The sequence below is a fragment of the Candidatus Paceibacterota bacterium genome (genome assembly GCA_041661265.1).
In the GTDB taxonomy this organism is placed as follows: domain Bacteria; phylum Patescibacteriota; class Minisyncoccia; order JAHIHE01; family JAGLIN01; genus JBAZUT01.
In genome coordinates this window covers 70,797-95,548 of record JBAZUT010000004.1, presented here as the reverse complement: position 1 = coordinate 95,548, position 24,752 = coordinate 70,797, and the positions used below count along the sequence as shown (strand labels likewise).

Annotated in this window: 22 protein-coding genes and 1 tRNA gene; all 23 read right to left on the bottom strand. The window is 41.9% G+C overall.

All coding sequences use genetic code 11. From position 1 onward, the window contains the following. Positions 1–26 precede the first annotated feature (26 nt). Positions 27–857, bottom strand: coding sequence for a response regulator (locus WC788_04190; protein MFA6096799.1), 831 nt, complete (start codon positions 855–857; stop codon positions 27–29). Between the two features lie 4 nt (positions 858–861). Further along, positions 862–1,602, bottom strand: a complete 741-nt coding sequence (locus WC788_04185) for a hypothetical protein (protein MFA6096798.1) — start codon at positions 1,600–1,602, stop codon at positions 862–864. 44 nt (positions 1,603–1,646) lie between these two features. Further along, a complete protein-coding gene (locus tag WC788_04180; protein MFA6096797.1) occupies positions 1,647–2,375 on the bottom strand; it encodes a hypothetical protein in 729 nt (242 codons plus the stop codon). A gap of 20 nt (positions 2,376–2,395) precedes the next feature. Beyond that, entirely contained in the window at positions 2,396–2,776 is a 381-nt protein-coding gene (locus WC788_04175) for a response regulator (protein MFA6096796.1), read from the bottom strand. A gap of 92 nt (positions 2,777–2,868) precedes the next feature. Beyond that, positions 2,869–4,281, bottom strand: coding sequence for an ATP-binding protein (locus tag WC788_04170; GenBank protein MFA6096795.1), 1,413 nt, complete (start codon positions 4,279–4,281; stop codon positions 2,869–2,871). Positions 4,282–4,328: 47 nt separating this feature from the next. Further along, positions 4,329–5,507, bottom strand: coding sequence for an FIST N-terminal domain-containing protein (locus tag WC788_04165; GenBank protein MFA6096794.1), 1,179 nt, complete (start codon positions 5,505–5,507; stop codon positions 4,329–4,331). A gap of 26 nt (positions 5,508–5,533) precedes the next feature. Next, positions 5,534–7,060 (bottom strand): HAMP domain-containing protein, encoded by a 1,527-nt coding sequence (locus WC788_04160; GenBank protein ID MFA6096793.1) that lies wholly within the window; start codon positions 7,058–7,060, stop codon positions 5,534–5,536. A gap of 271 nt (positions 7,061–7,331) precedes the next feature. Beyond that, positions 7,332–7,403: transfer RNA gene (locus tag WC788_04155), tRNA-Arg, on the bottom strand. Positions 7,404–7,481: 78 nt separating this feature from the next. After that, entirely contained in the window at positions 7,482–7,946 is a 465-nt protein-coding gene (locus tag WC788_04150; GenBank protein ID MFA6096792.1) for a hypothetical protein, read from the bottom strand. An 8-nt stretch (positions 7,947–7,954) separates the two neighbouring features. Then, entirely contained in the window at positions 7,955–8,509 is a 555-nt protein-coding gene (locus WC788_04145) for a hypothetical protein (protein ID MFA6096791.1), read from the bottom strand. A gap of 7 nt (positions 8,510–8,516) precedes the next feature. Continuing rightward, complete coding sequence (locus WC788_04140) at positions 8,517–9,152, bottom strand: hypothetical protein (protein ID MFA6096790.1); 636 nt, start codon at positions 9,150–9,152, stop codon at positions 8,517–8,519. 16 nt (positions 9,153–9,168) lie between these two features. Then, complete coding sequence (pilM, locus tag WC788_04135) at positions 9,169–10,239, bottom strand: type IV pilus assembly protein PilM (protein ID MFA6096789.1); 1,071 nt, start codon at positions 10,237–10,239, stop codon at positions 9,169–9,171. Positions 10,240–10,476: 237 nt separating this feature from the next. Next, positions 10,477–12,537 carry a hypothetical protein gene (locus tag WC788_04130; GenBank protein ID MFA6096788.1) on the bottom strand — a complete coding sequence of 687 codons (2,061 nt, stop codon included), beginning with the start codon at positions 12,535–12,537 and terminating at the stop codon, positions 10,477–10,479. Positions 12,538–12,541: 4 nt separating this feature from the next. Further along, positions 12,542–13,096: a prepilin-type N-terminal cleavage/methylation domain-containing protein gene (locus WC788_04125; protein MFA6096787.1), complete on the bottom strand. Its 555-nt coding sequence runs from the start codon at positions 13,094–13,096 to the stop codon at positions 12,542–12,544. Positions 13,097–13,102: 6 nt separating this feature from the next. After that, positions 13,103–13,612, bottom strand: coding sequence for a hypothetical protein (locus WC788_04120; protein ID MFA6096786.1), 510 nt, complete (start codon positions 13,610–13,612; stop codon positions 13,103–13,105). Between the two features lie 20 nt (positions 13,613–13,632). Next, positions 13,633–14,520, bottom strand: coding sequence for a prepilin-type N-terminal cleavage/methylation domain-containing protein (locus tag WC788_04115; protein ID MFA6096785.1), 888 nt, complete (start codon positions 14,518–14,520; stop codon positions 13,633–13,635). A 105-nt stretch (positions 14,521–14,625) separates the two neighbouring features. Then, positions 14,626–15,840, bottom strand: a complete 1,215-nt coding sequence (locus tag WC788_04110; protein ID MFA6096784.1) for a type II secretion system F family protein — start codon at positions 15,838–15,840, stop codon at positions 14,626–14,628. Positions 15,841–15,954: 114 nt separating this feature from the next. Then, entirely contained in the window at positions 15,955–17,748 is a 1,794-nt protein-coding gene (locus WC788_04105; protein ID MFA6096783.1) for an ATPase, T2SS/T4P/T4SS family, read from the bottom strand. A 231-nt stretch (positions 17,749–17,979) separates the two neighbouring features. After that, positions 17,980–18,360 carry a response regulator gene (locus WC788_04100; protein ID MFA6096782.1) on the bottom strand — a complete coding sequence of 127 codons (381 nt, stop codon included), beginning with the start codon at positions 18,358–18,360 and terminating at the stop codon, positions 17,980–17,982. A 77-nt stretch (positions 18,361–18,437) separates the two neighbouring features. Further along, positions 18,438–19,415 (bottom strand): HAMP domain-containing sensor histidine kinase, encoded by a 978-nt coding sequence (locus WC788_04095; protein ID MFA6096781.1) that lies wholly within the window; start codon positions 19,413–19,415, stop codon positions 18,438–18,440. A 253-nt stretch (positions 19,416–19,668) separates the two neighbouring features. Further along, positions 19,669–22,083, bottom strand: coding sequence for an O-antigen ligase family protein (locus WC788_04090; protein MFA6096780.1), 2,415 nt, complete (start codon positions 22,081–22,083; stop codon positions 19,669–19,671). A 212-nt stretch (positions 22,084–22,295) separates the two neighbouring features. Next, positions 22,296–23,222, bottom strand: coding sequence for a hypothetical protein (locus tag WC788_04085; GenBank protein ID MFA6096779.1), 927 nt, complete (start codon positions 23,220–23,222; stop codon positions 22,296–22,298). 209 nt (positions 23,223–23,431) lie between these two features. After that, the gene (locus WC788_04080; GenBank protein ID MFA6096778.1) at positions 23,432–24,634 is read right to left on the bottom strand and encodes an ATP-binding protein; all 1,203 of its coding nucleotides are present in this window, start codon (positions 24,632–24,634) and stop codon (positions 23,432–23,434) included. Positions 24,635–24,752: the final 118 nt, after the last annotated feature.

Genomic DNA, 24,752 nt, shown 5'->3' with positions numbered 1-24,752 from the left:
CCCTGTCTTTTTTTATATTCGAACTATTATTTTATGTTCTTTCTCTTCATGACAGTTTTAATCTTTTCGATTATCTCTCCGATCGTAAAATGCGCCTTCACAATATATTCATCCGCCCCGAGGCTCAGCCCCTTTTCAACCTCGCTGGTCTGTCCAAGATTTGTCAGCATTATCACGGGAGTTTTTGCCCTTGCGGGATTCGCTTTCACGGCTTTTAATATCTCAAATCCGTCCAATCCCGGCAAAATTACATCAAGAAGTATCATCTGCGGATCCTCCTCTTCAACTTTTTTCAGGGCCTGAGCTCCATCAACCGCGACTGAAACATTAAACCCCTCGATTTCCAGTTTCCTCTTGCATATATCGCGCAGAAACTCGTCATCCTCCACCAAAAGAACCCTGAGACCCTTGTTTTTAACTTCTTCGCCGATCTCTTTGATGGTTTTATTTTCCATATTGTTTTTTGGCATAGTTTTATCCGTATTATGGCTCATAAAATATTCATTAACATTATTTACGATCTCTTTGGCATTAAAATCCCCCTTCAAAATACAATTTACGGCTCCGAAATGAAAAACACCCTCGATCTCTGATCCCCTGTCCGTATTCGTAACTATCATAAGAGGTATGGACTCCTCATCAAGCATTTCCCGCTTCTCCTTTATGATATAATATTCCGTAAGCTTATTATAAAGCGCGAACAGGATTATCAATTGGGGTTTGTATTCTCTGATCACCTTCATAACACCCTCCCCATCCTCAAACACAATAACGTCATAATTCTCATTTTCCAGTCCCGTCTTCAGGCTTTCGGAACACCCCTCGCTGTCCTTGATTATCAAGACCTTTTCATTCATATGCTTATTTCTTAATTAAATTGACTTGGTGTTTGCATAAAACATCGGTCAAATTCGCACCATAGAATAACATGATCAATCCTATTATTGCCGCCGCATCGGCAATCATCACATAAACCATACTCCGCAGGTTATTGTTTAATAGCTGCCCGACAAGTGACAGCCCCACACCAGCCCCCATGATCACATAAGCCCTAGTATTTTGTTTTGCAAAAAATGATCTTCCCGCAAGAAGAAGCGAAGACGGAAACATTGAGATCAGGATCATCGCCACCATCATTTTATAAACAAACGGATCATGGTTCGCACTGATCAAAAAAGTTTCTTGATCGAATGACGGCTTTGCCTGATAGAAAGCGCTTACAATGATTATTACAAGGCCGAATATCACGATAATTGCCTGATAATATTTCCTGACATTTATGACTAATTCCGCCGTTTCAAAATATAATCTTAATGCAACGGATATTAACTCAGCATATGCGAAAAATAAAAGTAAATACGCTATGACATATGAAGCATTATACAATGGCACGGACACCTCCGCCACGTCAAGCGTCAGAAGCAACATCCCTGCCGCCGCGAATAGTTCATATGCCGACATCAATACAAAGAAAATAAACAAGCTCTTCAAATTCTCATTCGATCTTCCTTTTTTAACATAAGCGCAATAAAGCCAGATACCGCATATAAAATCAACAGAGAACGCCATTAATTTATCAATGCTTTCGATTGGTATGACCATAAATATTTGCTACCTTATTTTAATCGTGGAAATATTCGGATACATTATTTCTTTTGCACCTTGGAGCTGAACTGCTCGTAATAAATTCCCAGCATTACGATGAAAAATGCGACTACGATCAGGAAATCGGCCAAAAAATACTCGAATATGTTCTTTGCAGTCTCATGCATAGGTCCCCCGATAACGATCATGATCATCCCAACTCCCAAGATTATCGCCTTAACCTTTGCACTTCCCTGAAGCTTAACGGATTTCGCCAAAAAAAGTATGCCCGAAAATCCAACCGATATGATCGTTATGATCGGAATAAGATTCGCCACTAAAGAAGGCACATTGAAAATAGTAACTCCCGTCTTTTCATCAAATACGGGATTTGTGGGCATCATAACATTAATGATCGTTATGATGGCCCCGAATATCAGCAAAAACCTGGAATAATTCACGCCGTATTTTTCAAAATCGCTTTTCGAAAAATATAGGTACATCGGCACCAGAACTATATAAGCCTCGGCCATATAAAGGAAAATATGCCCGACGATATACCCGAAGTTGAATGTATAATAAAAAATATCCGTCATACCGAACAATATCGGCAAATGGCCAATCCCGACAAGAATCTGAAATATATCCACATATAATATGAACCACAGCAGATATTTCAGCGCCTCATCCTTGATTTGCATGTCCTTATATGTTTTATTAAGCTTTAAATAGCACATATAGATCATGGCCGAATTCACAAGATGAACGATGCCGGTTAGCGGTAGAAACATATTTTTATTTTAATAGTGAATTACTCGTTCAGGCAATATTTTTTAACCTTGTCAACAACCTCCTGCGGATCGAATTGCGTCTTTATCAGATAGTCCCTTATTCCCAATTCTTGCGCCTTTCCGATCTCCACGGGCTGGCCTGAATTCGAAACGATTATGACAGGGAGATCTTTTAGGTTCAACTCGGGTATCTTGTTCATTTCTTCCATCACCTCAAATCCTCCCATTTTCGGCATAACTATATCCAATAATACCAGGTCCGGCCTCTGTTTTTTCATTATCTCGATGCCTTCCTCCCCGTCAAATGCGACTATAACCTCATATCCATTTTCTTCAAGTTTTCGCCTGAGAAGACCCGACAATATTTCTTCATCTTCTATAAGCATTATTTTCTTTGCCATATTTGTGCACTTATTTGTTAACTATTCATATTATACAGTTTTTAATTTATTCTTACAAATTCGGTTATACTCAGAATGCCCAAAAAACATCACTAGAATTTACCGAAAAACTGCTCATCCTTTTTGGCATAAGGTATGGTGAAATAGAACGTCGAACCCTTATCCAATTCCGATTCAAACCATATTCGCCCTTTATGGGCTTCAATGATATTTTTATCAATAAAAAGCCCCAGTCCCGACCCTACGGTTTCCGCCCTTACCGCATTTTCCGCTCTGAAGAATTTCGTAAAGATCCTTTCTCTTTGGTCTTCCGGTATCCCTATGCCGCTGTCTTTTATGGAAAATATCACTTCGTTCTTATTTATATCATCAGTAACCTCAATCTTTACGGAACTTTCCCGGCGGCTGTAGTTTATCGCATTTTCGACCAGATTCTGCATCACCAGTTTTATCTTTTCCTCATCGATCGTCAGATCAGGAAGATGTTTGTCGATACTGGTGCTTAATTTGATCTTTTTTTCGTTCGCTTTAAGTTCAACCGCTTTCAGGACCGTATTTAGCAGGTCATATATGGAAGCAACGGACGTTTTGTATATATATCTGCCCTCTTCGATCCTCGAAAGATTCAATAGGTCGTCAACCAGATTTATCATCCTTTCGTTGGATAAATTGGTTTTTCCGAGATATTTTCTCTGATCATCGCTGAGAGCTCCGAAATCTCCATCCAGAAGCGAGGTCAGCGTCCACTTTATGGCGGAAAGCGGGGTCCTCAGCTGATGCGCAGCTATTGAAACAAATTCGCTTTTCAGCGACTGGACCTTTTTTTCCCTTGTGATGTCGTGAAGAATGACGAATTTTCCATACCTCATGCTCATCTCCGAATATTCCTGAACCGAAACCTCGAGAATAAGCTCAGGGCCCATATCAAGTTCTTCCTTAAAAACGATCTTTATGTCGCTGCCGATCACTTTCATAAGGCTCTTGAATTCAAGCACATTTTCAACGTCCCATGATTCATGATAGATATAATCGAGCTGGGAAATTCCAAGATATTCCTTCGCTTTTTTGTTTATGATCGACAGCTTGTTGTGATTATCGAATATCAGCAGCCCATCCGGGAAATTGTTGATGATCGCGAGATTCTTCTTCTGCTCGTCTTCCGTCAATATTTTTTGCCTCCTGAAATCTTCAAGTATGTTCATAAGCGCGATCTTCGAGTTTTCAAGCTTCCTCGTCCTTTCTTTTACCTGGCCGTCGAGAGACAGGATGTTTTCCCTCAGCTCCTTCGTTCTTGCATTAAGCCTGATCTCCAAGACCTCATTCATTTCTTTCAATTTTTTCTCATCTTCTTTGAGCTGATAGATCGTTTCATCAAGCTCTGCATTGACCCTGTTCAATTCAAGATCGCGCCTGACCAAAAGCTTAGCCGTCTTATCCATTTCAATAAGCAGGTTTTCATAATTCTTCTCATCCGATTGTTTTTTTTGCAGATACTTTTCGGGCATAATAATATATGAACTTAGTCAAACAAAACCGGGGGCCGGAAAGGTCGCTACTCTCCAAGGGCCAGAATAACCGAAGTTTCATTGTGGAAACTTGAATTGCAGCTGGAGACATCTCCTCCGAGAGGAGCGATCTCTCCATACGTATAGAATCCCAATATCGGAACATTTTCCCCCAAAACGCTTTTTATAGCCTTGATCTCGTCAAAAGCATCTTTTCCAAAAAGCTTCTTGCGCGCGATGCAATCAAAAATAACAACAGCCTTCGCCTCTTTTCCCTTCAGCTGTTCTTTGGCCTGCATCGCAGCATCTTTTGCGGCTTTTATTGCATCCTCTTTGCTCCCTATCATAAGCCTGATCTCGGACCCTTGCGGTATTTCCGCGGCGCAAGTTATAGCTCCCTTTTCATCCACCGTGATCGGATCCCTGATCAGAAGTTCCGAATTTCCCTCAACGTCCATGCCCAAAGGATATGTGATAGCCATCCTGGCCAAAGGTTCTTTCTTGATCTCTTCCGCTTTTTTTCCGAAATAATCTTCATATATTGAAAGCGCCGGTTTTCCATCCAATTCTTCGAGTACCGCTCCTTTTGATTTCGTAACTTTCATTGGAATGCCGATCGGCGACCATCCATGCCTGACACCGACACCAACCGCGGTATTCCCCGATATTCCGGCCCCAACCACTGAAGATCTTAAGACCTTATCATTAAGATATTGATACGTTTCCTTAAAAAGAAAATCATCTCCTGCGGCTCCTCCGACAATGAAATAATCTTTTCCGAGAACGTCTTTCATACCCCTTACAACATCGGCTCCGTTCCCGGTCAAAACGTCAGTGAGAAATAAAACATATTTGCTGTCAAAAAAATACTGGCTTTTCAGATTTTCCGCAAGTTTGGCTCCGGCTTGCCTGGCTCCCGGTTTCACCTCTCCGCCGGACGCAAGAACAACCTTCATTTGGTCGGATTCTATGGCCATAACCGCAACACTGCCGTCATATACGCCTTCGTTCGTGATCTCGCCCGCGCTGCTGCACCCAATAAGAGGAGTCTTTCCGCTAACCTCCCGCACTCCCGCTACAACTTCCTCCTGATTATGCTTCACGGAACAAAAAACGATCATCAATCCCGGATCAGATGCGCCATTTAACGCATTATTGCACGCCTCGATCCCGGCTTGTTTTGAATCAGTCTTCAGACTGACCCCGACTCCAGCTTTTATTCCCATATTTATTTGTTATTAATTAATATTTATCAACCGATATTATTTATTTTCTTATACCATCCGCAATCTTTGCAATCCTCAAATCCCCTTTCTTTTGAACGCGGACACTTTCCGGCCGAAACTAGCCAGCATTCCCTTCCTGATTTCGTTGTATATGCCGGGCATTTTTCACGAACTTCTTTCCCGCATTTCCAAAAATCCCAGCAATTCATTATTTTGTCGCCTGAAACTTCCGCACCTTTCTTTTTTTCCTTTTCCGATCCCTTTCCCTGCCTTATTATTTCCATTTCCCTTTTAAGTTCGATCATACGGAGTTCCCGCCCGACCGCTAGGTCATTAAACCTTTCCAGTTCATTTATTTTTTCATTCAATTCTTTGGTTTTGCTGTCTATTTGAGCTTCAAGATTCCTGGACAGTTCCTCAAGCCGCTTTGTTCTCGCATCAACCTTCACTTCGAGCACCTGCGTTGACTCTTCAACCTTATCGAGCATTAAATTGAATGCTTCCGCCACTTGTCCGATCTCATCGTGCGTATCCACGCCTATCCTTCGCTTGAAATTACCTTTCGCGGCCATCAATGCGAATTCGGACAGTTCCCTGATAGGCCTTGAAACAAAACTCGACAGTATATATCCGAATAGCACGGTGAAAAAAACCAATATGAAAATAAATACAAAAACTCCCATAAGTACGATCGTGTTGATCTCCGACAGGTTCTGGTTTGTGAGCTCTTTGGAGAGCTCGTCCTGTATGTCGTTCAAGCCTTCAATGGAAAATCTGAAATCATCTAATTTTTTTTGCTCTTCCCGGGCGATCGATTCAAGCAACACGACCGCTTCCGAGGTCTTGAGCGCTATATCACGATAATCATCAAATCCGGGTATGTCGATCAACCTCTGAGCTGCGGCTTCTTTCACTTTATCCAAAGCCTCGATCCATCGCTTTGCATGTTCGGTATCTTTATACTGATACAACATTTCCTTACTTACGTATTCGGAATACAAAAATGCGGTATACATATCGCCGTCACCCAGATCCTCCACGTATCTCCTGATCACATATCTTTTTTCTTTTTCTTCCGCCTGAAGCCGGATCATTGAAATTCTGGCTGCTATCTCCCGCTTATGAACCTCTACCACATCCGATTCTTTTTCAAAGAAAGATGCGCTTTCACTCGTGTACCTTGCAGTCAGGTCTTCGTTCAGAAACGAACCTCCGGAAGACATAAAATCACCGAATTCTTTCTCAATTTCCATATATATATCCTGAAATTCAGAATCCGGTATGCTTTCTTTCGTTTCCGACGAAACATATCCCTCCACCATTATCTCCAACTTCTTTTGCAATGCAAATATGTTATGAAACATGTGCATAGTATTGTTCACCGCCCTGAACTCATTGACTATGAAAGAATTGCTGTAATAATTGGCCAGTCCGGATATTATCGATACAATAAAAAAACCAAAAATTATCTTATTTCTGATCTTCAGGTTTCCGAAACTGAATTTTATTTTATTTTGATGCCTTGCGGTTTTTTCTTTGTTTTGGGCTTCCATCTTTGATGAATAGCAGCTTATGTGATAATTATACCACAAAAAACGCGTTATCGCAAGTCCCTAAAATCAAAAAAAGCCGCAAAATTTTGCGCTTTTTTTCAGCATCATGCTTCCATTTTCGAAAGAATCCTCCGCCAGTGGGCGGACACGCGTTTTCCTCATCTCGCTAAATCCGCCTCTTGGCAAATAAACAGGTCAAGGTTTCTCCCATTTGAAATGTACCGTATTCCAAATTTTTGATATTTGATCTTTGCATTTTTAACTTTCTATGTATCCCCGGTAGGAATCGAACCTACATCTAGAGCTTAGAAGGCTCCCGTTCTATCCATTGAACTACGGGGACATAAAAATAATCTCCTTTGAATGCTAGCAGGAAATCATTTCAAAGTCAATGATAATTTGATCGGATGGCACTGTCGTACTATTTGACCGTTTCATCCACTATTATGCCGGGATCTATCGGACTTCCCGCATTGCCCCCCTCTGCTGCGCCCACGCCTGCGGCTGAGCCATCCGCGTTCTCGGAAACAGGGCGTTCTGTGCTATATTCTGTTTCCAGAGGCACGGAATTCTCCGCTTTCTGAATAACCTCATATACGAAAATATCTTTATACTCTTTATCTAAAGCTTTGTTTATAATGGCATCTTTTTCCCGCAAACTATCAGTGATCTTTGTGATCACAGCGCTTTCTTTCCTTCCATCAAAGATAACCGCGCTATTCGAATAATCGATGTATTCCAATTTGATATATGCATTTTTATAGATCACATCGAAACTATATATCAAAAGAGCGCCAAAAAAAACGATCAAAAAAACACCTCTTTTTGCGACTATCCAAAGCGCCATTTTATTCAAGGTTCTCGAATTTATTTCGATTTTTTTCATATTTGTTCCTATTTACTGTCAAGATAGACCTGAAGCTCCGCGTTCATTACCACCTGGGTGATACCGTTTTGATCTTCGCCCGTACCAGACATTTGAATATTATTCAGATCTATATAATACCTGAAATTATCCAGATAAAGCAAGAACCTCATCATGTCGTCAAATCCGCCATTCGAGGACATAGTGAAATATGCCGCTGAAATACTGTTTCCCATCTTTTCCTCAGGTTTTTGCGCCGGATTTTTTATAAGTACAATATTATTCATCCGGGCTATTTCTTCCAACTCCATGAACATCTCTCCGACTTTCTGATAATCCTTTTTCACAAAAGTATCCGAGATCACACCGATCTCTTTTTCGATGTTATTATAGTTGCGCCGGACCTCATCGATCTTTTTATTCCGTTCGGTTATCAGCACAGTATTCTTTTTCGCAACAACCACCTCATTGCTCATGTTTCCGATATAAGCCAACAGGTATTGACTCATAAAATAGAACATACCGCCTGCAACAAGAATAAGGATCGCAATATTGATATATGTTTTTTGTTTTTTTTTGTTCATAAAATATTTATTCCCCCGATATTTTAGCAAGATCTTCACGTGCAACTTCAAAATTGAACTTAAAACCAATATTTTCCGAATTAACATATTTATTATATGCCGGATCTCCTGTTTCTAAAATATTAAACACTTTAGTTTCGTTCAATTGATTTTCAAACACGACAAGATCTTCCCTTTTCAAAGCCTCGCCTGTAACTTCAAAAATATATCTGCCTTTGTCAACAACCACTTTAGTTTTCGCCTTATTGCTTATTCCAGCCACTTCTTGTTCGTACGGCCTGAACCTGATACTGCTTATTTTTATACCTTTTGAAACAAGAAAAGAGAACGCATCTATGACATCAGTCCATCTGATATGATTCTGATGAATATTTGTCACAACTTTAAGATTTTTTTCATATTTCTTCAAACTGTCCTCCATCTCCTTGATCTCAAGAGTCTCCTTTGTCGATTCAATCATTGTGAGCTGATTCTTCGCCATATCTCTTTCATAATTCAAATATACCATCGTAGCCGCCAAGGAAATTGCAAAAAATGCCTGGATAATAACAACTTTCAGGCCATACGAAACAGCGATCCTGTTGATCTTCTCCCATTTCAGGCTTTCTTTGTCCTCTTTTGATACAAGATTTATTTTTATCATATTCCGATTATCATGTTTATGATTCGCTTATGCCTCTGATTGCAAGACCCAACACCGTAACAAAAATGAGCGAATCGTTCCTGGAGATCGGAGGGATCTCTTTTTCCGAAGATAAGACTATATTCACCCACGGATTTCCCTTTTCCACTTCTTTTTTTATCCGGAGCGACAAAAAAGAACTTATGCCCAGGATCCTCGCCTCTCCGCCGCATATGATCACTTTGGCGATATCTGACTCTTCCTTGTAATGCTCTTTGTAATAATCCGAAAGTTTGTTTATATATTTGATCATTTCATGAAGAGACGGCTGTATCGCCCTATACAGATCTTTGCATTCCCCTTTGGCGCTGAGGCCGCACTTTCTTTTCAACACCTCCGCATCATTATCGCTCATGTTCAGCGTTTCAGATATGGCTTTATTGAATTCATTCCCGCATACCGGAATACTGGCAGTGAATTGTACCGTAGGATTCTTATAGATTATGAAGCTTGTCCTGTCCTTGCCAAGATCGATTATCAATATCGGCCTCGCCGACTGTCTGTCGTTTATCAAGCTTCTGGAAATAGCTATAGACTCGATCTCTGCAGTGATCGGCATCAGACCCGCTTTTCTCAGCATCGAAGAATATGAATCCACCAGCTTCATCGGAACCGCGGCAACCAGCACCTCAAGGACCTTACCATCCTCTCCGGACAGAACCTGCCAATCGATATACGACTCGCTGATATCAATCGGAAATAACTGCTCCGCTTCATATTTCACAGCCTCCTCCAGATTATCTCCTTCTATCTTTGGAATCTTGATCACCCTGATAAATCCTTTTGTTTCGGGAATCGAATAAACCACGTATTTTGAACTGATAGATCTCGGTTTCGCCTCCCTCATGGTCTTCTTGACGAGGTCAATAACCTCATCCTCTTTCTTTATTTCCCCATCTTCGATCCACCCCTTGGGAATATCTTTGCGCGCGAAAGACAAAAGATGCACTTTCCCGTTCTTTTTGCCAAGCTGGGCCACCTTGACGGATCTGTCGCTGAGATCCATTCCAAAAGCCGCTATGTTGTCGTTGAAGATTGACATGATCATTTATTCTAGTGTAATTATCATCGCATTACGAAATCAAGCATACAGCGGTTCAATGCTGGTCTGCGGCGAAAATTAAAGATGCAAAACTAAAAATTCAAAATTACAATTCAAAATTTAAAAATCTCTAAAATCAACTTTTTTGATTTTTGAATTATGTAACAATAGTTTACCCTCAGCTCAATTCGATAATCTATTGATACATATTTCTTCTCACAGATACAATATTATTATAACACATTATTCAATTTCGTTCCATCCGCTTATGCTCCACCCTCCACCGGGACCGGAAGTAAAATCGGCATTAGCGAGTCCGGTCTGATAGCTAACGTTGGCATTCTGTAATATTTCCAGCATGTAGCCGGTCACCTCTTTTACATCACCCTGATTTTTGATCGTTACCTTGCCATTGGTAGCATAATATACGGAAGCGTCGCTATGAGCGCCTCCATAAATTGCATTATCGGCGGTTCCCGGATGAGTTGACAGCATCATGATATATGTATCATTGGAGGTGCCGCAATTTGAACCATTATATCCCTGCGAACCGCAGACATAACCGCTGACATCTATCATTCCCTTGGCAGGATCTGTGGAATCGGCAATTACAAGCCCGCTCTTCGTCCCATATCCGCCATCCAGCTGCAAATTGCCATCGAAGGTGATATTACCCTTCACCCAGATCGTACCACCCAAAGTCACAGTATTTCCCGTAGAAATTACAAGGTCGCAATCCAGAACCGCCGGACCAATCACAGCGCCATCAGATGGATTGCAATGAGCCGCATCGGAAAAAGTTCCTCCTGCCAAAGCATCCGCTTTCCAATCGGTAATATTACCATCAGAAACAGGCAAGGCTTCAAAAGGAGGATCCTCGCTGCCAGGATGGCAATATGCATTAAGGCACTGGGATCCACGGACCGTAGTATCGTCATCTATCGTTTTATAATAAGCGTCTCCCGCGATAATACTATTAAGTATCGTGTTGGCTTTAGCGTTTCCGCCCACAGTTATGCCATCAATATGAGTCGGATTCCCTCCGATCCACGCTTTATATGCATATCCCTGGCCCGTATCAGTTGTCCAGGAGGGACTGGTCCAATTTGGAGCGCTATATTTGGAAATATCCGAATTGGCAGCCGACCTTCCGACAGAATAATATTTAGTAGCCGAACTTGAAGAAGGCGCATCTATCACGATCCAATAAGTAGATCCAGCTGTCAGGAGCGGCGGCGTGGCAAAGCTGTAACTGACCCAGCTATAACTGGTACCGATATTCTCAGCTATAAGTTGCGTACTGCCGCCTGAGATCGCTGATGTCATGGGAGAACCGCTGCCATTATCCTCTGTGACATATATCATTCCGTCGGTCGGTTCGGTATTCGTCCTTTTCAAATAGAAAGAAACTTGCGATAAATTTCCGCTGGTTGAACTATATCCGCTTCCGCCCGCACTGACTGTAATATCATTTTGCAAAGCACCTCCGCTTATGGTCGGAGCGGAAAAAACCGCTCCCGATCCGCCGCCGATCGATATCACAGGAGGGGATGTGTATCCTGTACCGCCTGCGGTGATAGTAATCGACGCTATCGCACCTCCGCTGACAATTGCAGTAGCCTTGGCACCCGATCCCCCGCCGCCTGAGATCGCCACCGGAGGAAATTCGGGAACATAGCGCATTGCGATATCAGTGGTTTCTGTGTTAGGAGGTTGTTTAAGTCCAAAATTCTTGTCAGTTGTCTGTCCAGTCCAATTACCTGCTGATCCGTCCAACTCTATGCCCGTGGCGACGAAAACATCTCCGGTGATCGTGGCTGCGCTTCCGCTTCCCTTTTCCACGGAGCCATCAGAATACAAGTTACCCGTGATAGTGGAACCTTGATGCATGAACAATCCGCCCGCACCCACCTGCACGCCATAGCGAAATTTAACATTTGTCGTAACGGCAACCTTGAGCTTTGCCGTCATTTTTCTTGTGTTGTTTGAAAAATCGGAAATAGACTCGATCGTGATCGTATCACCACTCGAATTTCTGGTCTGATCAATAGAAGCCCCGTCCAGGGTCAGCGTACCTGAAGGCGAATCATAGGGCGTCATTTCCCTATATATAGCGTCTTCCAGCCCGGATTCCGCAGAATAAAAAGATTGTGCGGAAAATACGATATTTTTGCTTATATTTCTTTTGGAGATCACGATGTTCGTCAAAGCCATGACAATGATCAAAATAAGTCCCGTCATGAGAGCGACCGTGATCAGCGCGATATAACCTCTATTGTCGTTTTCTATTTTTATCGGACCCATTTTTTTATCTTATAGTAGCCGTATTTATGAGATCTATCATGATCGTAGGCTCTGACGCTGATCGCGCCTTGAGGCTGATCCTCACCGATTCGCGCTGGCCATTTTTGAAATAATCGAGATCAAAATCGAACACTGTGACATTGCTCGAAGTCAATGGCACCGGATCAAACCCGTCCATATTCAAGAAAAGCGTCCCGCCTTCAACATAAAAATCCATGAACGATATGCTGTCGTCCACAGTGGCATATTTTTCCGTTGCGATCGAAAGCTGTCCGCTTTTTCCGGCAATATAATTATAATTAGTGAAATTACTGGTAGGAAGATAGAAATATTTGGAATTCGTGACTTCATATACAATACGCTCCATTGCCGAATGCGCGTCCGCCGTCACGCTCGAATAGGAAGTTATTCTTTTGTTCATTCCATAGACAAACAATATCATGTTGAATATCATCCCCATGATTATTCCGAAAAGAGCGACATAAATAACCATCTCGATAAGCGTGAATCCCGAGCTGTTTTTTTTTCGTGTTGGATCGTTTTCCTTTATTCCGGCCATGATCGTTTATTTTATGTCTGTAAGATATTCATAAAGACTTATTTCCTCTGCACCCCGAGATGATGTCCAGTTGACATATGATGTGATTTTTACGGTTCCGGGATCAAGCGTCCCCCCGGTTACGATATCGCCATCGCTCGCTCTCGTAACATCCGAAACCGTGAACCAGACAGTATATCTGCCGACTGTCTGAGCACCCGAAACAGATCCCCATGTATAGGGTCCCGTGCCGCTTTGCGCAAAATAATATGCCGTATCCCGGGTCAATGCATAGATATTATTCCAGCCGAGCTTGGGATCGACAGTGGGCGTAGATTGATCCTCATCTCTCGCCGCCCTCGCCTCTTCAAGCGTGGCCCTTACGAGATTCATCGCTTCCACCTTATGCATATCATCGATCGCCATTTTCAACGACAGGGTCAGAAAACCGTTCACGCTCAAAAACAAGATCACTCCTATGGTCGAAGCGACCAATATTTCAATAATTCCATATCCATTTGGCTGATTGCTGTTCATTTATATGATATTATTTCCGATCATAGTTCATTTGTCGAAATGACGCTGGATCCGGGTGTAATGGTTATCACCCCTCCGATATTGGCATATGTAGCGATTTTTTCCGTATCAAAATATATTTCAAGCTTATCTGCCTCGGTGTTATGCCTTATGACATCAAGCACTGTATAATTGCTTGCGTCCAGCCAGCTGTTTATTGTTATTGTCTGATCTATTCCGCTTTCGCTTATCGTACTTTCCCAGTTGAATCTTGACTTATCTGCATTGAAATATGCCGACGTACTGATCGATTTGGTCAGTATCAGATTGTTGGATAGGTCATACCACTTCAAGATCAATTGCGAAGAACTTCCTATATCCCAGTTTAGATTGAAATGAGTGTGTCTCGCATTCGCTATGGCAGGCCCCGAGCTTATATTGAAAGAAGAAAAACTGTCCTGTCCGTTGGAATTTATGAATATAGTCTTCATCCTCGTCGTGTCCCTGACGGATCTCAGAACAACACTTCCGAAATTAACCGTATTTCCCGTAAGTCTTTCAAAAAAAATATCCGATCCGGTCCCGCCTCCCGCAAGGCTGATACTGTAAATCTCGACGCCCGTCGGCAAGATAAACTCCTCGTTCGATGCGGCTCCATCCACATACAACCCCGATCCGTCGAAGATCACGACCTTGGACGCTTCAAAATGCACGCCATAGCTGGTGTTGTTCAGTGCGCCTATAGACCTCGATTTTGCTGTTTTTATTTTGAGATCTATATTTCTGCTTGCATTCTCAAGTTCCACTGTCGTGTTCATGGATCGTCCCTGTTGCAACATAACTCCTATAATTATCGAAAAGATCGCAATTGTGATCATCAACTCGATCAATGTGAACCCACGGTTATATTTAACTGAACTGTAAGACATGATAATATTGCGATAAATATAATTAAATTTTTTATCTCTTGATCTGGAAATTTGGTATTTAGTATTTAGCTTTATACTTAATACTGAATACTTTATACTATTCCACTACATCTTCCCCATTATTCCATACATCGGCTGAATGATCGCAACCGCGAAAACTCCGACCGCGGCACCTATCACAAGCATAAGGATCGGTTCTATTATAGCCGACATATTCTCCGTAACCTGCTCTACATCCTCTTCATAGAACTCCGCAACCTGCTTCAAGGTTTCTTCGAGAGTACCTGTCTCCTCTCCCACTTCAACCATATGAACCATCATCGGATGGAATAGTTTTGGATATTGCGTAAAGAATTCGCTCAATGTCGTGCCCTTCTGAACGCTGGCGGAAGCTTTGCCTACAGCCTCCCTATAATAGGTGTTGCCCAATATTCTGGAAACGATCTCAAGCGCCTTTACGATCGAAACACCGCTGGCGATCATGGAACTCAGCGTCCTGCAGAAACGGGCCATGTTTATTTTCATTATTATCGTTTTTATCGTCGGCAAACGGAGCAATATATAATCAAATCCCTTCTTTCCTCTTGGAGTCCTGATAATCGAGATTAATATTGAGAAAAAAGCGATTATTCCGATAAGAAGCAATACTCCGTGCTTCTGAATGGTATCGCTTATGAATATCAATATCTTGGTCGGAAGCGGGAGCGGCACATCCATATCGCGGAAGATCGAAAGTATCGAAGGAAGAACGAATGTCATCATGAGAGCTCCCACCACGGACATCGCGAATATGATCACGGCCGGATACATCATGGCGCCCTTCACTCTTGAGGTCAATTCATTGCTCTTCTTGATCTGAACATAGAGAAGATCCAAAACTTCTTCGAGGTTGCCTCCGGTTTCCCCGACTTTTATCATGTTCACAAAAAGCTCATCAAAAGCTTTGGGATGTTTTTCAAGGCTCTCTCCGAGCTGGCTCCCTTTTTGCACATCATCCTGCACTTTTTCCAGCACTTCTTTGAAATATGCATTTCCGGTCTGCTCGGAAAGCACAGTCAGCGCCCTTGAAAACGAAAGTCCGGCCTTCAACATGATCCCGAGATGCCTCGTGAAAAGCATCCTGTCCATTGCTTTGACGCGCCGAAAGAAGTGAGGCATTTTGATCTGCATGCCGGCTCCCTTATTTTCTTCGTCAACTGAAACCAGGATCAGATTCTGAGCCCGAAGCATTTTTGCCAGTTCGTTTTTGTCTTTTGCGACCAATTTTCCGCTTTTCGTCTCCCCCTTGATCGTTCGCGCCTTGTAGGATAATAGAGACATGATTAGCTTCTTAGCTTTTTAGCTGTTTAACTCATAAAAAATATATCCGAACATTCCATCTCGGAGCTTCTCCATACTTCAAATAGCCGAGAAGCTGCAAACTGATAAGCTTATCTATTCCGTCGTAACCCTCATAACCTCTTCAATGGTCGTCACTCCCATAACAGCCTTGATCAGCCCGTCTTCCATCATTGTGGTCATTCCTTCTTTTCTGGATTCATTCTCAATGTCGTCGCTTGTGGCATTCGTATTGATAAGCTTGGTTATTTTTTCGGTTATTTCCAGAACTTCATATATTCCGGCCCTTCCCCTATATCCCTCATTTCGGCATTTGTTGCACCCCTTGCCCTTCTGAAATTTGATACTAAGCCACAGATCCTTGTTGTTCTTGAAGCTTCCGCTGACGATCTTTTCCTTTTTTAATAATTCTGCGATCTGGTCCGTATCAAAAGACTTGGAATAGCTTTCATATGTCTCATTGTCTATATTGAACTCTCCCTTGCAGTCCTGGCATACTCTTCGCACAAGCCTTTGGGATGCTATGATATTCGCGGTCGAAGCGAGCATGAACGATTCAACTCCCATGTCCGTGAGCCGGGGAAGCGTTCCCGCGGCGCTGCTGGTATGGAGAGTTGAAAGGACGAGATGTCCTGTAAGGGCCGCATGAACTGCAAGCTCGGCGGTTTCCCTGTCTCGGATCTCTCCCACCATTATAATGTCCGGATCCTGGCGGAGTAGCGACCGGAGGCCTGCCGCGAAAGTGAAATTTATCTTGGCGTTGATCTGGGATTGATTCACTCTTGCCATCCTATATTCGATCGGATCCTCAAGCGTGCTGATGTTCACATCCGGCGTGTTCAACATTCCAAGGATCGTATACAGAGTCGTGGTTTTTCCGGATCCTGTCGGACCTACGACAAGGATCATTCCATTTGGTTTTTCCACCCCCCTTTTCACCACTTCGAAATCTCTTTTTCTGAAACCCATCTGCTCCAGGGTCAGCACTCTGTCGCTCGATTCATCAAGAAGCCTCATAACTATTTTCTCTCCGTCAAAAACAGGGATTATGGAAACACGGAACGCCACCCTGTAATCGCTCGTTTCAACTTTAAATCTTCCGTCCTGAGGAAGCCGGTGTTCGTCTATCTTCAAATTCGAAAGGACTTTTATCCTTGCCGCAATTCCCGCAAAAGCCATCTTGGGAAGCGTCATGGCGTCGTGGAGAACTCCGTCGATCCTATATCTCACAACCAGATCATTCTCCTCAGGTTCTATATGAATATCGCTTGCACCCTGCAAGATCGCATGCTTCAGAAGCGTATCTACGATCTTCACGACAGGAAGGTCTTCCGCCGCCTTCTTCAGGTCAATACCTTCTCCTTCAGCCTCTCCCTCAGCCTTTATGACCAGCGGTTCTCCTTCCGCGCCCTCTTTGATACCGACTTCCTGCACAAGGGCTCCGAATTCCGCTTTGAGGCTTTTCTGAAAAAGTTTCAGCGCTTTTTTGATACTCTCGCTGTCCGTCAGACAGGGAATTATTTCATAGCTCGTTTTTTTGCTTATAAAATCCAAGAATTGCAGATCATTCGGGTCGGTCATGGCAACCTTCAGTTGGTTGCCCTGTTTATCGAATGCAACAGCATTATATTGCCTTGCGACCTGTTCGGGTATGATCTTCAGGATATCCGGATCCACTTCGCTTTTCTTCAGATCAACATAAGGTATCCCAAGGATATAAGCCTTGAGCTTGTTCAGCTGTTCCTCGGTTACCAGATTTTTCTTCAAAACAACATCCTCAAGACTTGTCCCCGTATCCCTCGATTCGGTCAGAGCAATTTCCAAATCTTCCTTAGTAATAAGGTTTGTGTCTATAAGAAATATTTTCAGCTGTTGATCGTCAACTTTCATTTATTCCATTTAATAATAACACGGCAAAACTGCGGCTAAGAAAATAATACAGATCATTCTTACATCATAAACACAGAGATTGCCGCGCCCCGAGTACAGGGCTCGCAATGACAGATATGCCTGGAATTGCTCAAAAAAGAAGAATGAGTGATTTCGACTTGATTGACTTTTGACTTTATAGACTTTACGGACTTTTAACTTTATGGACTTTTGACTTGATAGACTATCTCCCTACATCTTCAACGTCGCTTTAACTTTCTTCAGCACATCATCAAGATGGAAATCAGCCTTCACGAGATATGTATTCGCCCCAAGATCAAGAGCTTTCTGGATGTTCTCAAGATCGCTGAGATTGGTCAGAATTATCACGGGTATTTCTTTTGTTTCTTCCGTAGCTTTCAGATTGGTAAGAACTTCAAAACCATCCATCTTGGGAAGAATTATATCGAGCAATATTATGTCGGGCTTTTCCTCCTTTGCCAATTGAAAACCTTTTTCTCCATCAAGCGCGCTCACAACATCAAACCCCTCTCCGACAAGAACGTCATTGAGCGCTTTCTGAAGTGTCGCCTCATCTTCAACTACAAGTATTTTTTTATTATTCTTTGCCATGTTTATTAAATATTAAGTATTAAGTAGAGAGTATTAAGCATTAAGTAGAGAGTATTAAGCATGATACTTACTACTAGCTACTTGATACTATTTTTGATATCCTCGCATTTCGCGCACACCGGATACGTAAACCAAAATGTGGTTCCTTTGCCGTCTTTCGTATCAAATCCAATCTTCCCTCCGGAACTTTCTATGGCCGCTTTTGCGATATATAGCCCAAGACCCGTCCCGATGGTCTGTGTCTTCGCAATTCCGCTTCCTCGGAAGAATTTGTCGAAAATGTGCTTTCTTTCCTCGGCCGGAATTCCTATTCCATTATCCTTTACTGCGCAATAGATCTGTTTTCCTTCGTTTCTCAATATGATCTCGACAACACCCCTCTTGTTCCCTGTATACTTTATGGCATTGTCGATAAAATTCTGTATAACCATCTTGATACGGACAGGATTCGTATTGATCAGACAAGCCTTTGACATCGGCTTGAATATAATCTGGACATTGTTCGCGAGAGCGAATGAACCCAGTTCTCTTATGACCCCCTCGATAATCTCACATAGACTTACCTGCTCGGTTTTCATATTCATTCTTCCTGAATCTATCCTGGAAACATCCAAAAGATCGTTCACCAGCCTGATCATCCTCGATGTATTCTCCTGAATGTCCTTCAGATATTCCTCCTGCTTCCCGGTTATTTCTCCAACTTTCTTGCTGAGGAGCACGTCAGTCGCCCACCTCATGCCGGAAAGAGGCGCCTTGAGCTGGTGCGAAGCGATCGAAACGAATTCCGACTTGGCATAATTCGCCTTTGCTATCTGCTCCACCCCGGTAATCACCGACGATCCAAGTATGAATATCAGCATGCTCACTCCGCTCACGCTTCCCACCATGATTTCCGGAGAATTATAGTTGTTGCTGACAAGAATATACACTCCAACCATTGCGCACATGTTGACTATGCCCATTACGACAAATAAAAAAGTTGGGCACTGCCAAAGTCCCAAGTTATATTCCTTGCAATTTTGAAAACCAAATGTGTTTTTGAAGCCTCCGATCATCTATTTTTGTTTTCTTTTATCTGAGATATTTTAATTATAGCACAAAATAAACCCGCCGTAAAGGCGGAAATTATCGCAAAGAGGTCTGCACTCCCTTACGAAGAGGTCCGCACCTCGCCAACGAGGTCGGATCCTCTGACCAATAACAACTCAGCAATGGAACGATTTACAATATACAATTTGTTCCCCTCTCTAGAGAACTTGGAGATATATTGATTTCCCCCTTTACAATCTACTAACCGCCACCCACTCTCTACTTCCCACCTTCCAATTCATCAATAAATTTCTCCCCTTCAACCCTGAATGATTCGTCCAAAGATATAGCCTTTTCCGCCATCTTGATCGCACCGGTTTTGTCACCAAGCTCTCTATAGACCAACGCCAGAGATACATAGATTTCAGGATTATTTTGATCAAGTTCCAAAACATCCAGATATATCTTCTCAAGTCTTTGATAGTCCTTGAGTTCGATATAGATCGGAGTGATACTGAGCAAATCTTTGATCGTTTTATATCCATACCCCAGCTTGATCGCCTCACTGATCTCAGAATCCGCCAAACCATATTCCTTTGCATTAAGATAAGCCATTCCAAGATACCAATGCGAGATGGGAACAGGAGGGTTCAGGTCAACCCCCTTCTTAAATAACTCGATTGCTTTCTTGTAATCTTTTTTGAAAACCATAGCCTGGCCATATTCATAATACACAGTCTCGCGCTCAGGACTGAGCTCAACCGCCCTTTGCAAAGTCTTTTCGGCTTTGTCTATATATTCCGGCTCCCTGAAATTGCTGTAATATTTGTTATAGAGCGCACCCAAAAGCGAATAGAATTGCACGTCTTCTTTGTTTTCCGCTACCGCATTTTCCATCTCGGATATGGCAAACTTCAGATTGGCTTGGAATTCTTCCGTCTTGCGCCGATCTCCCGGATCAGAAAGCACATATTTCGCATTGGCGTAATTTCCAAAACGCTTATAAAGCTCCTGCCTCCCAAGGTAAGTCGAATTTTTCATAGCTTCCTTGTACCACAGAAATGAATCATCTGCATTAAGCGAGATTGCCCCGACAGCAACGGTTGTCAGATCATGGAATCTCCAAGCTTTGAAATTGGCAGAATAAGTGGAAAAAATTAAAACAATTCCCGCAACCGCGATAATGATATTCCCGCTATCGCCGCCCGCAGCAGAAGCCTTGAGAGATAATTTCCTCCGGATAAAATCCGTAACTTTCTTTCCCTTTTCGGCACTATATTCAAACCCAAGTCCATGGTTGAAAAAATTGCTCACGAATGCGAAAAACATGAAAAGCATCAGATAACTTGAAAAGTCATCGAACCAGAACATATTCTGGACAAAATAAGCAACGGGAAGCGAAGCGATCAGCGCAAATGCCGGCAGATTCTCCCGCGCTTTTCTCCTGTTTTTGATCAAGAACCAATAAATTATGGCAAAGATGCCAAGATAGCTCAACAGTCCCACAATTCCCATAGTCGTCAAAATATCAAGAAATATATTATGAGCCTTGTCGTACCAAGAAGTCGAACCATATCCCGTGAAATGCAGAGGATTGAAATACTTATTAAAAACAACATTATAATTCTCGGGCCCCGCTCCCAATAAGGGCCTATCGGCAAATCCTTTCCAGGATGATTCCCACGTCATAGTCCTGGATTCATTATTTTCAAAAGATATACTAACCATCCTCGAAAGTATAGTACTATTTTTGACCCAATCCTCTTTCTTATTAGCCCAAACAATTCCGCTTCCAATAATTAATAATAGAATGAACAAGACGGAAACGATCCTCATCTTCTTTTTTTTGGACAAAATGACATTTATAACCGATAAAACGGCAAATCCCGCCAGAATTGCGATGTATGCACTTCTCGTGCCTGCACCAGACAAAGCGGAAAATAGAAACAAGAGTGCGATAATGCCACTGAATTTATTTTTAATGCTTCTTGCCGAACTGATAACATACAACCCCAGAAGGACATTAAACATAATATATCCCGCAAAGGGCCCTGCATTCCCGATCATACCGAAAGTTCTCCAGTCATTGATGATGACAAAATTATCAGTCGTAACATATCTGGCTATTTCCGTATATATATTGATATTTTCGGATTTTATCCATGGAAGAATATCTCTCCAAAAAAATGCGCTCTGCCCGAACGCATACATTGACGAAATGACCGCCACAAAGATCGAAACAGAAAAAAGTATCTTCCAGTCTTTTTTTGTTCGAAACACGCTAATCAGGATCATAAAATATGCCCAGAAGTGGAGCATTGTGAAAAACCCACCCATTCTTTCAGTTGTTCCCCAAAAACTCCTGAGAAAGTTCACACCCGTTAAAGAAGTCAATAGATAAACCATTATAAATGCCGCGATTGAAAGCTCGAACAAACCCCATTTCGGACGATACTCCTCTTTTTTGATAATCAAAATAATATAAAAAAAGGCTATTATTTCAATAATAGTCCGGAACACTAGAACCTTTCCTACCTGCATTGCAAACATATGGGAATGAACAACGAGCAACGGCAAAAAAAGACAAGCGACGATCCCTGCCTTTATAATAAAGAGATAATATTTCGTATAGTCCCTTTTGGGATTGTTAACAATATCATCCTGTCTATATCTATTTTTCTTTCTTTTACTCATAGACCTGCTTCCTAAAGCTTAGTTTTAGGATTTTCCTAAAACTAAGCTTTAGGCGCATCTGGCCCAAACTCGGTTTTAGGAAATGCCACTTGCTCAGTTTCGCTTGATTTTTATTAACTTCTCTCAACAATCAACCAATAAACTCGATTTACCATTTACGATTTACTATTCACTTTGTGCTATTTACTTTTTCACTTTTCATTTTTCACTTTTCATTTTTCACTTTTCATTTCTTTGCCGTTCTTCTCCCACCACTCCATCACAAAAGCCAGGAATATGCCCAGGAATAACCCGAATATCACTGCAATAATCAGATTGGAAACAATATCCGGACTGACAATTTTCTCAGAAACAGCCGGACCTTTCACCACTTTTGTCATGCGGATATCAGAGATCTGTTTTTCCAGTATATTAATCTGCCCATTTATTGCATTTATATTGTTCTCCGAGGAATTGACTTCTATATAAGTATTCTCTATTTCCTGTTTTTTTGATGCCAGTTTTTCTTTTGTATCAAAAAGGGCGAACTGACTTCCTGCATCCTGCCGATAAACCAGCACTTTCTGCAAAGCTGCAACTTTCGCGTCCAGATTATTTCTTTCTTCCTCCAAAAAAACGATCTTAGCTTTCACTCTTTCAACGTCCTTACCGACAGTTTCAATATCCTTCTTCCTTAACTCAATCTCGCTTTCCAGAAGTGCTTTTGCGTCTTTTGTCTTTTCCTGATGACCGGCTATGATCAGATTGCTCAACTCATCCAAAACACTCTTCGCCTGATCAGCCCTATTGGAATTAATTTCCATTGAGATCAAATTCGTCCCGGAAGTATTCCCTGTCTTTATCTTAGGGAAATCCGTTTCGGAAATATCAAGCTTTTCCCTGACCATGGCGCCATAGACATCCCTTTTGATCCCCTGCAACACCTGTTCCGGGCTCTCTATCGGCGCACCGACCGATACCGTACCGATCTCAATCACGGATTCGATCTTGTATACCCTATTCATGACCAAACTGACGATTGTCGCCAAAACAACAACGCTCAAGACCACCGTCGTGATCACTTTTTTTCTTTTTACCATCACTTTTACATAATCGATTAAATAAACCTCCTCACCCTCTTTTCTCCCGATTTCCTCCATATGATTGTTTTATTTTAGTAAATATAAACCTTTAGCGCAAGGGGTCTGCACCCCTTTTCACAGAGCTCTGCACCTCGACCGCGAGGTCAGTGCTCTGAGAAAGTGAACAATTCAACAATAGAACAATCTAACAATTAGTATCTAATATTCGGAATCTTTCTCCGACTTTATAGACTTTCTACTTTCTACTTCCGACGTTCGACACTCCGCTAAAGCATCGACCCAAAGATCGTTTTTGGAATATTCGCATAATCCCTGCTTACCAAATAACTGTTTGAAATTCCAATTCCTTCGGATCTCTTTTCCAGATCCCTTAAATATTCCTTTGTTCCTTTAGTTTTAATTTCAAAAGCAATTTTTTTATCCAATATTGCATCTATTTCCGACCCGCTTTTTCCCCTATAAAAATGGATTTCTCCGAATCTGTCCAGCTGATTGATAACTGCATTCTCAAAAAGCTGCCCTTCATTCACGCTTCCAATCGAATTAAGAATGCCCGTATCAGAAAAATACACACGCCTCCCTCCAGCCACCGTGCGATCGATGCTCTTTGAATATTTTGGGATAAGTTTTATGAAGAAAGTGCCTTGCAAAAAAGCGAGGTATTCATATATCTTCACTCTGTTTACGCCCAGTTCGGAAGCAATTTTCGTCACATCAAGCATTGAACCGACCCGCGGGACAAGAAGAAGAATGAGGTCCCGAAGTTCACGGATATCCCTATAGTCTGAAATAATTTTCAGATCTTTTTCGAAAAAAGACACAAATATGTTTTTTAGAACTTCTCGCTTTGTCGCCAGATCCTTCGTGAGGCAAACTTCAGGAAACCCTCCAAACGTAATGAATTCCGTGTAATCCACTTCCAGCTTTTTGAAATCGATCAAATTTGAAGATTTAATGGCCTTATCGATATTCCAATTTTCCGCATCCTCAAATGAGATTTTCTCCTTAAAATATAAATATTCTCGAAATGACAGGGGGGACAATTCGTAAAGAAATTTTCGCCCGCTTAATGACTCCGGGAAAAGGTTTTTTAGATAAAAGTTTGATGACCCTGTCACAAAAAACTTCACGCCATACTGACCTATCAGAAACTTCATCACCTTTGTGATCTCAGGAAAGTTTTGAATTTCATCGACAAAAACAAAAATTCTCTCGTCGTCCCCTGCTTTCGATTGATTTTTCAGATTTTCATAAATATTCCGATATTCAATATCTTCAAATATTTTTTGATCCAGGGGATTATCAAAATCGAACCAAAGTTTGGGTTTGTCGATAATTTTATCAAAAACACACCGCATAAGCGTTGTTTTGCCGACTTGTCGCATTCCGGTGATCACAATGGCATTCTTGTGATCAATATGCTTCTCTATTTGGCTTAATATAAGCCTTTTCTTGAAATTACTCTCCATTTTGCTATGTGTAATTATTGCATTACAATTATGCGTCTTTTTGTTATATTAATTATACAACCATATATAATACTGTCAACGGCAATAGTATTCATTCCCCTCTTTGCTAAGAGGTCCG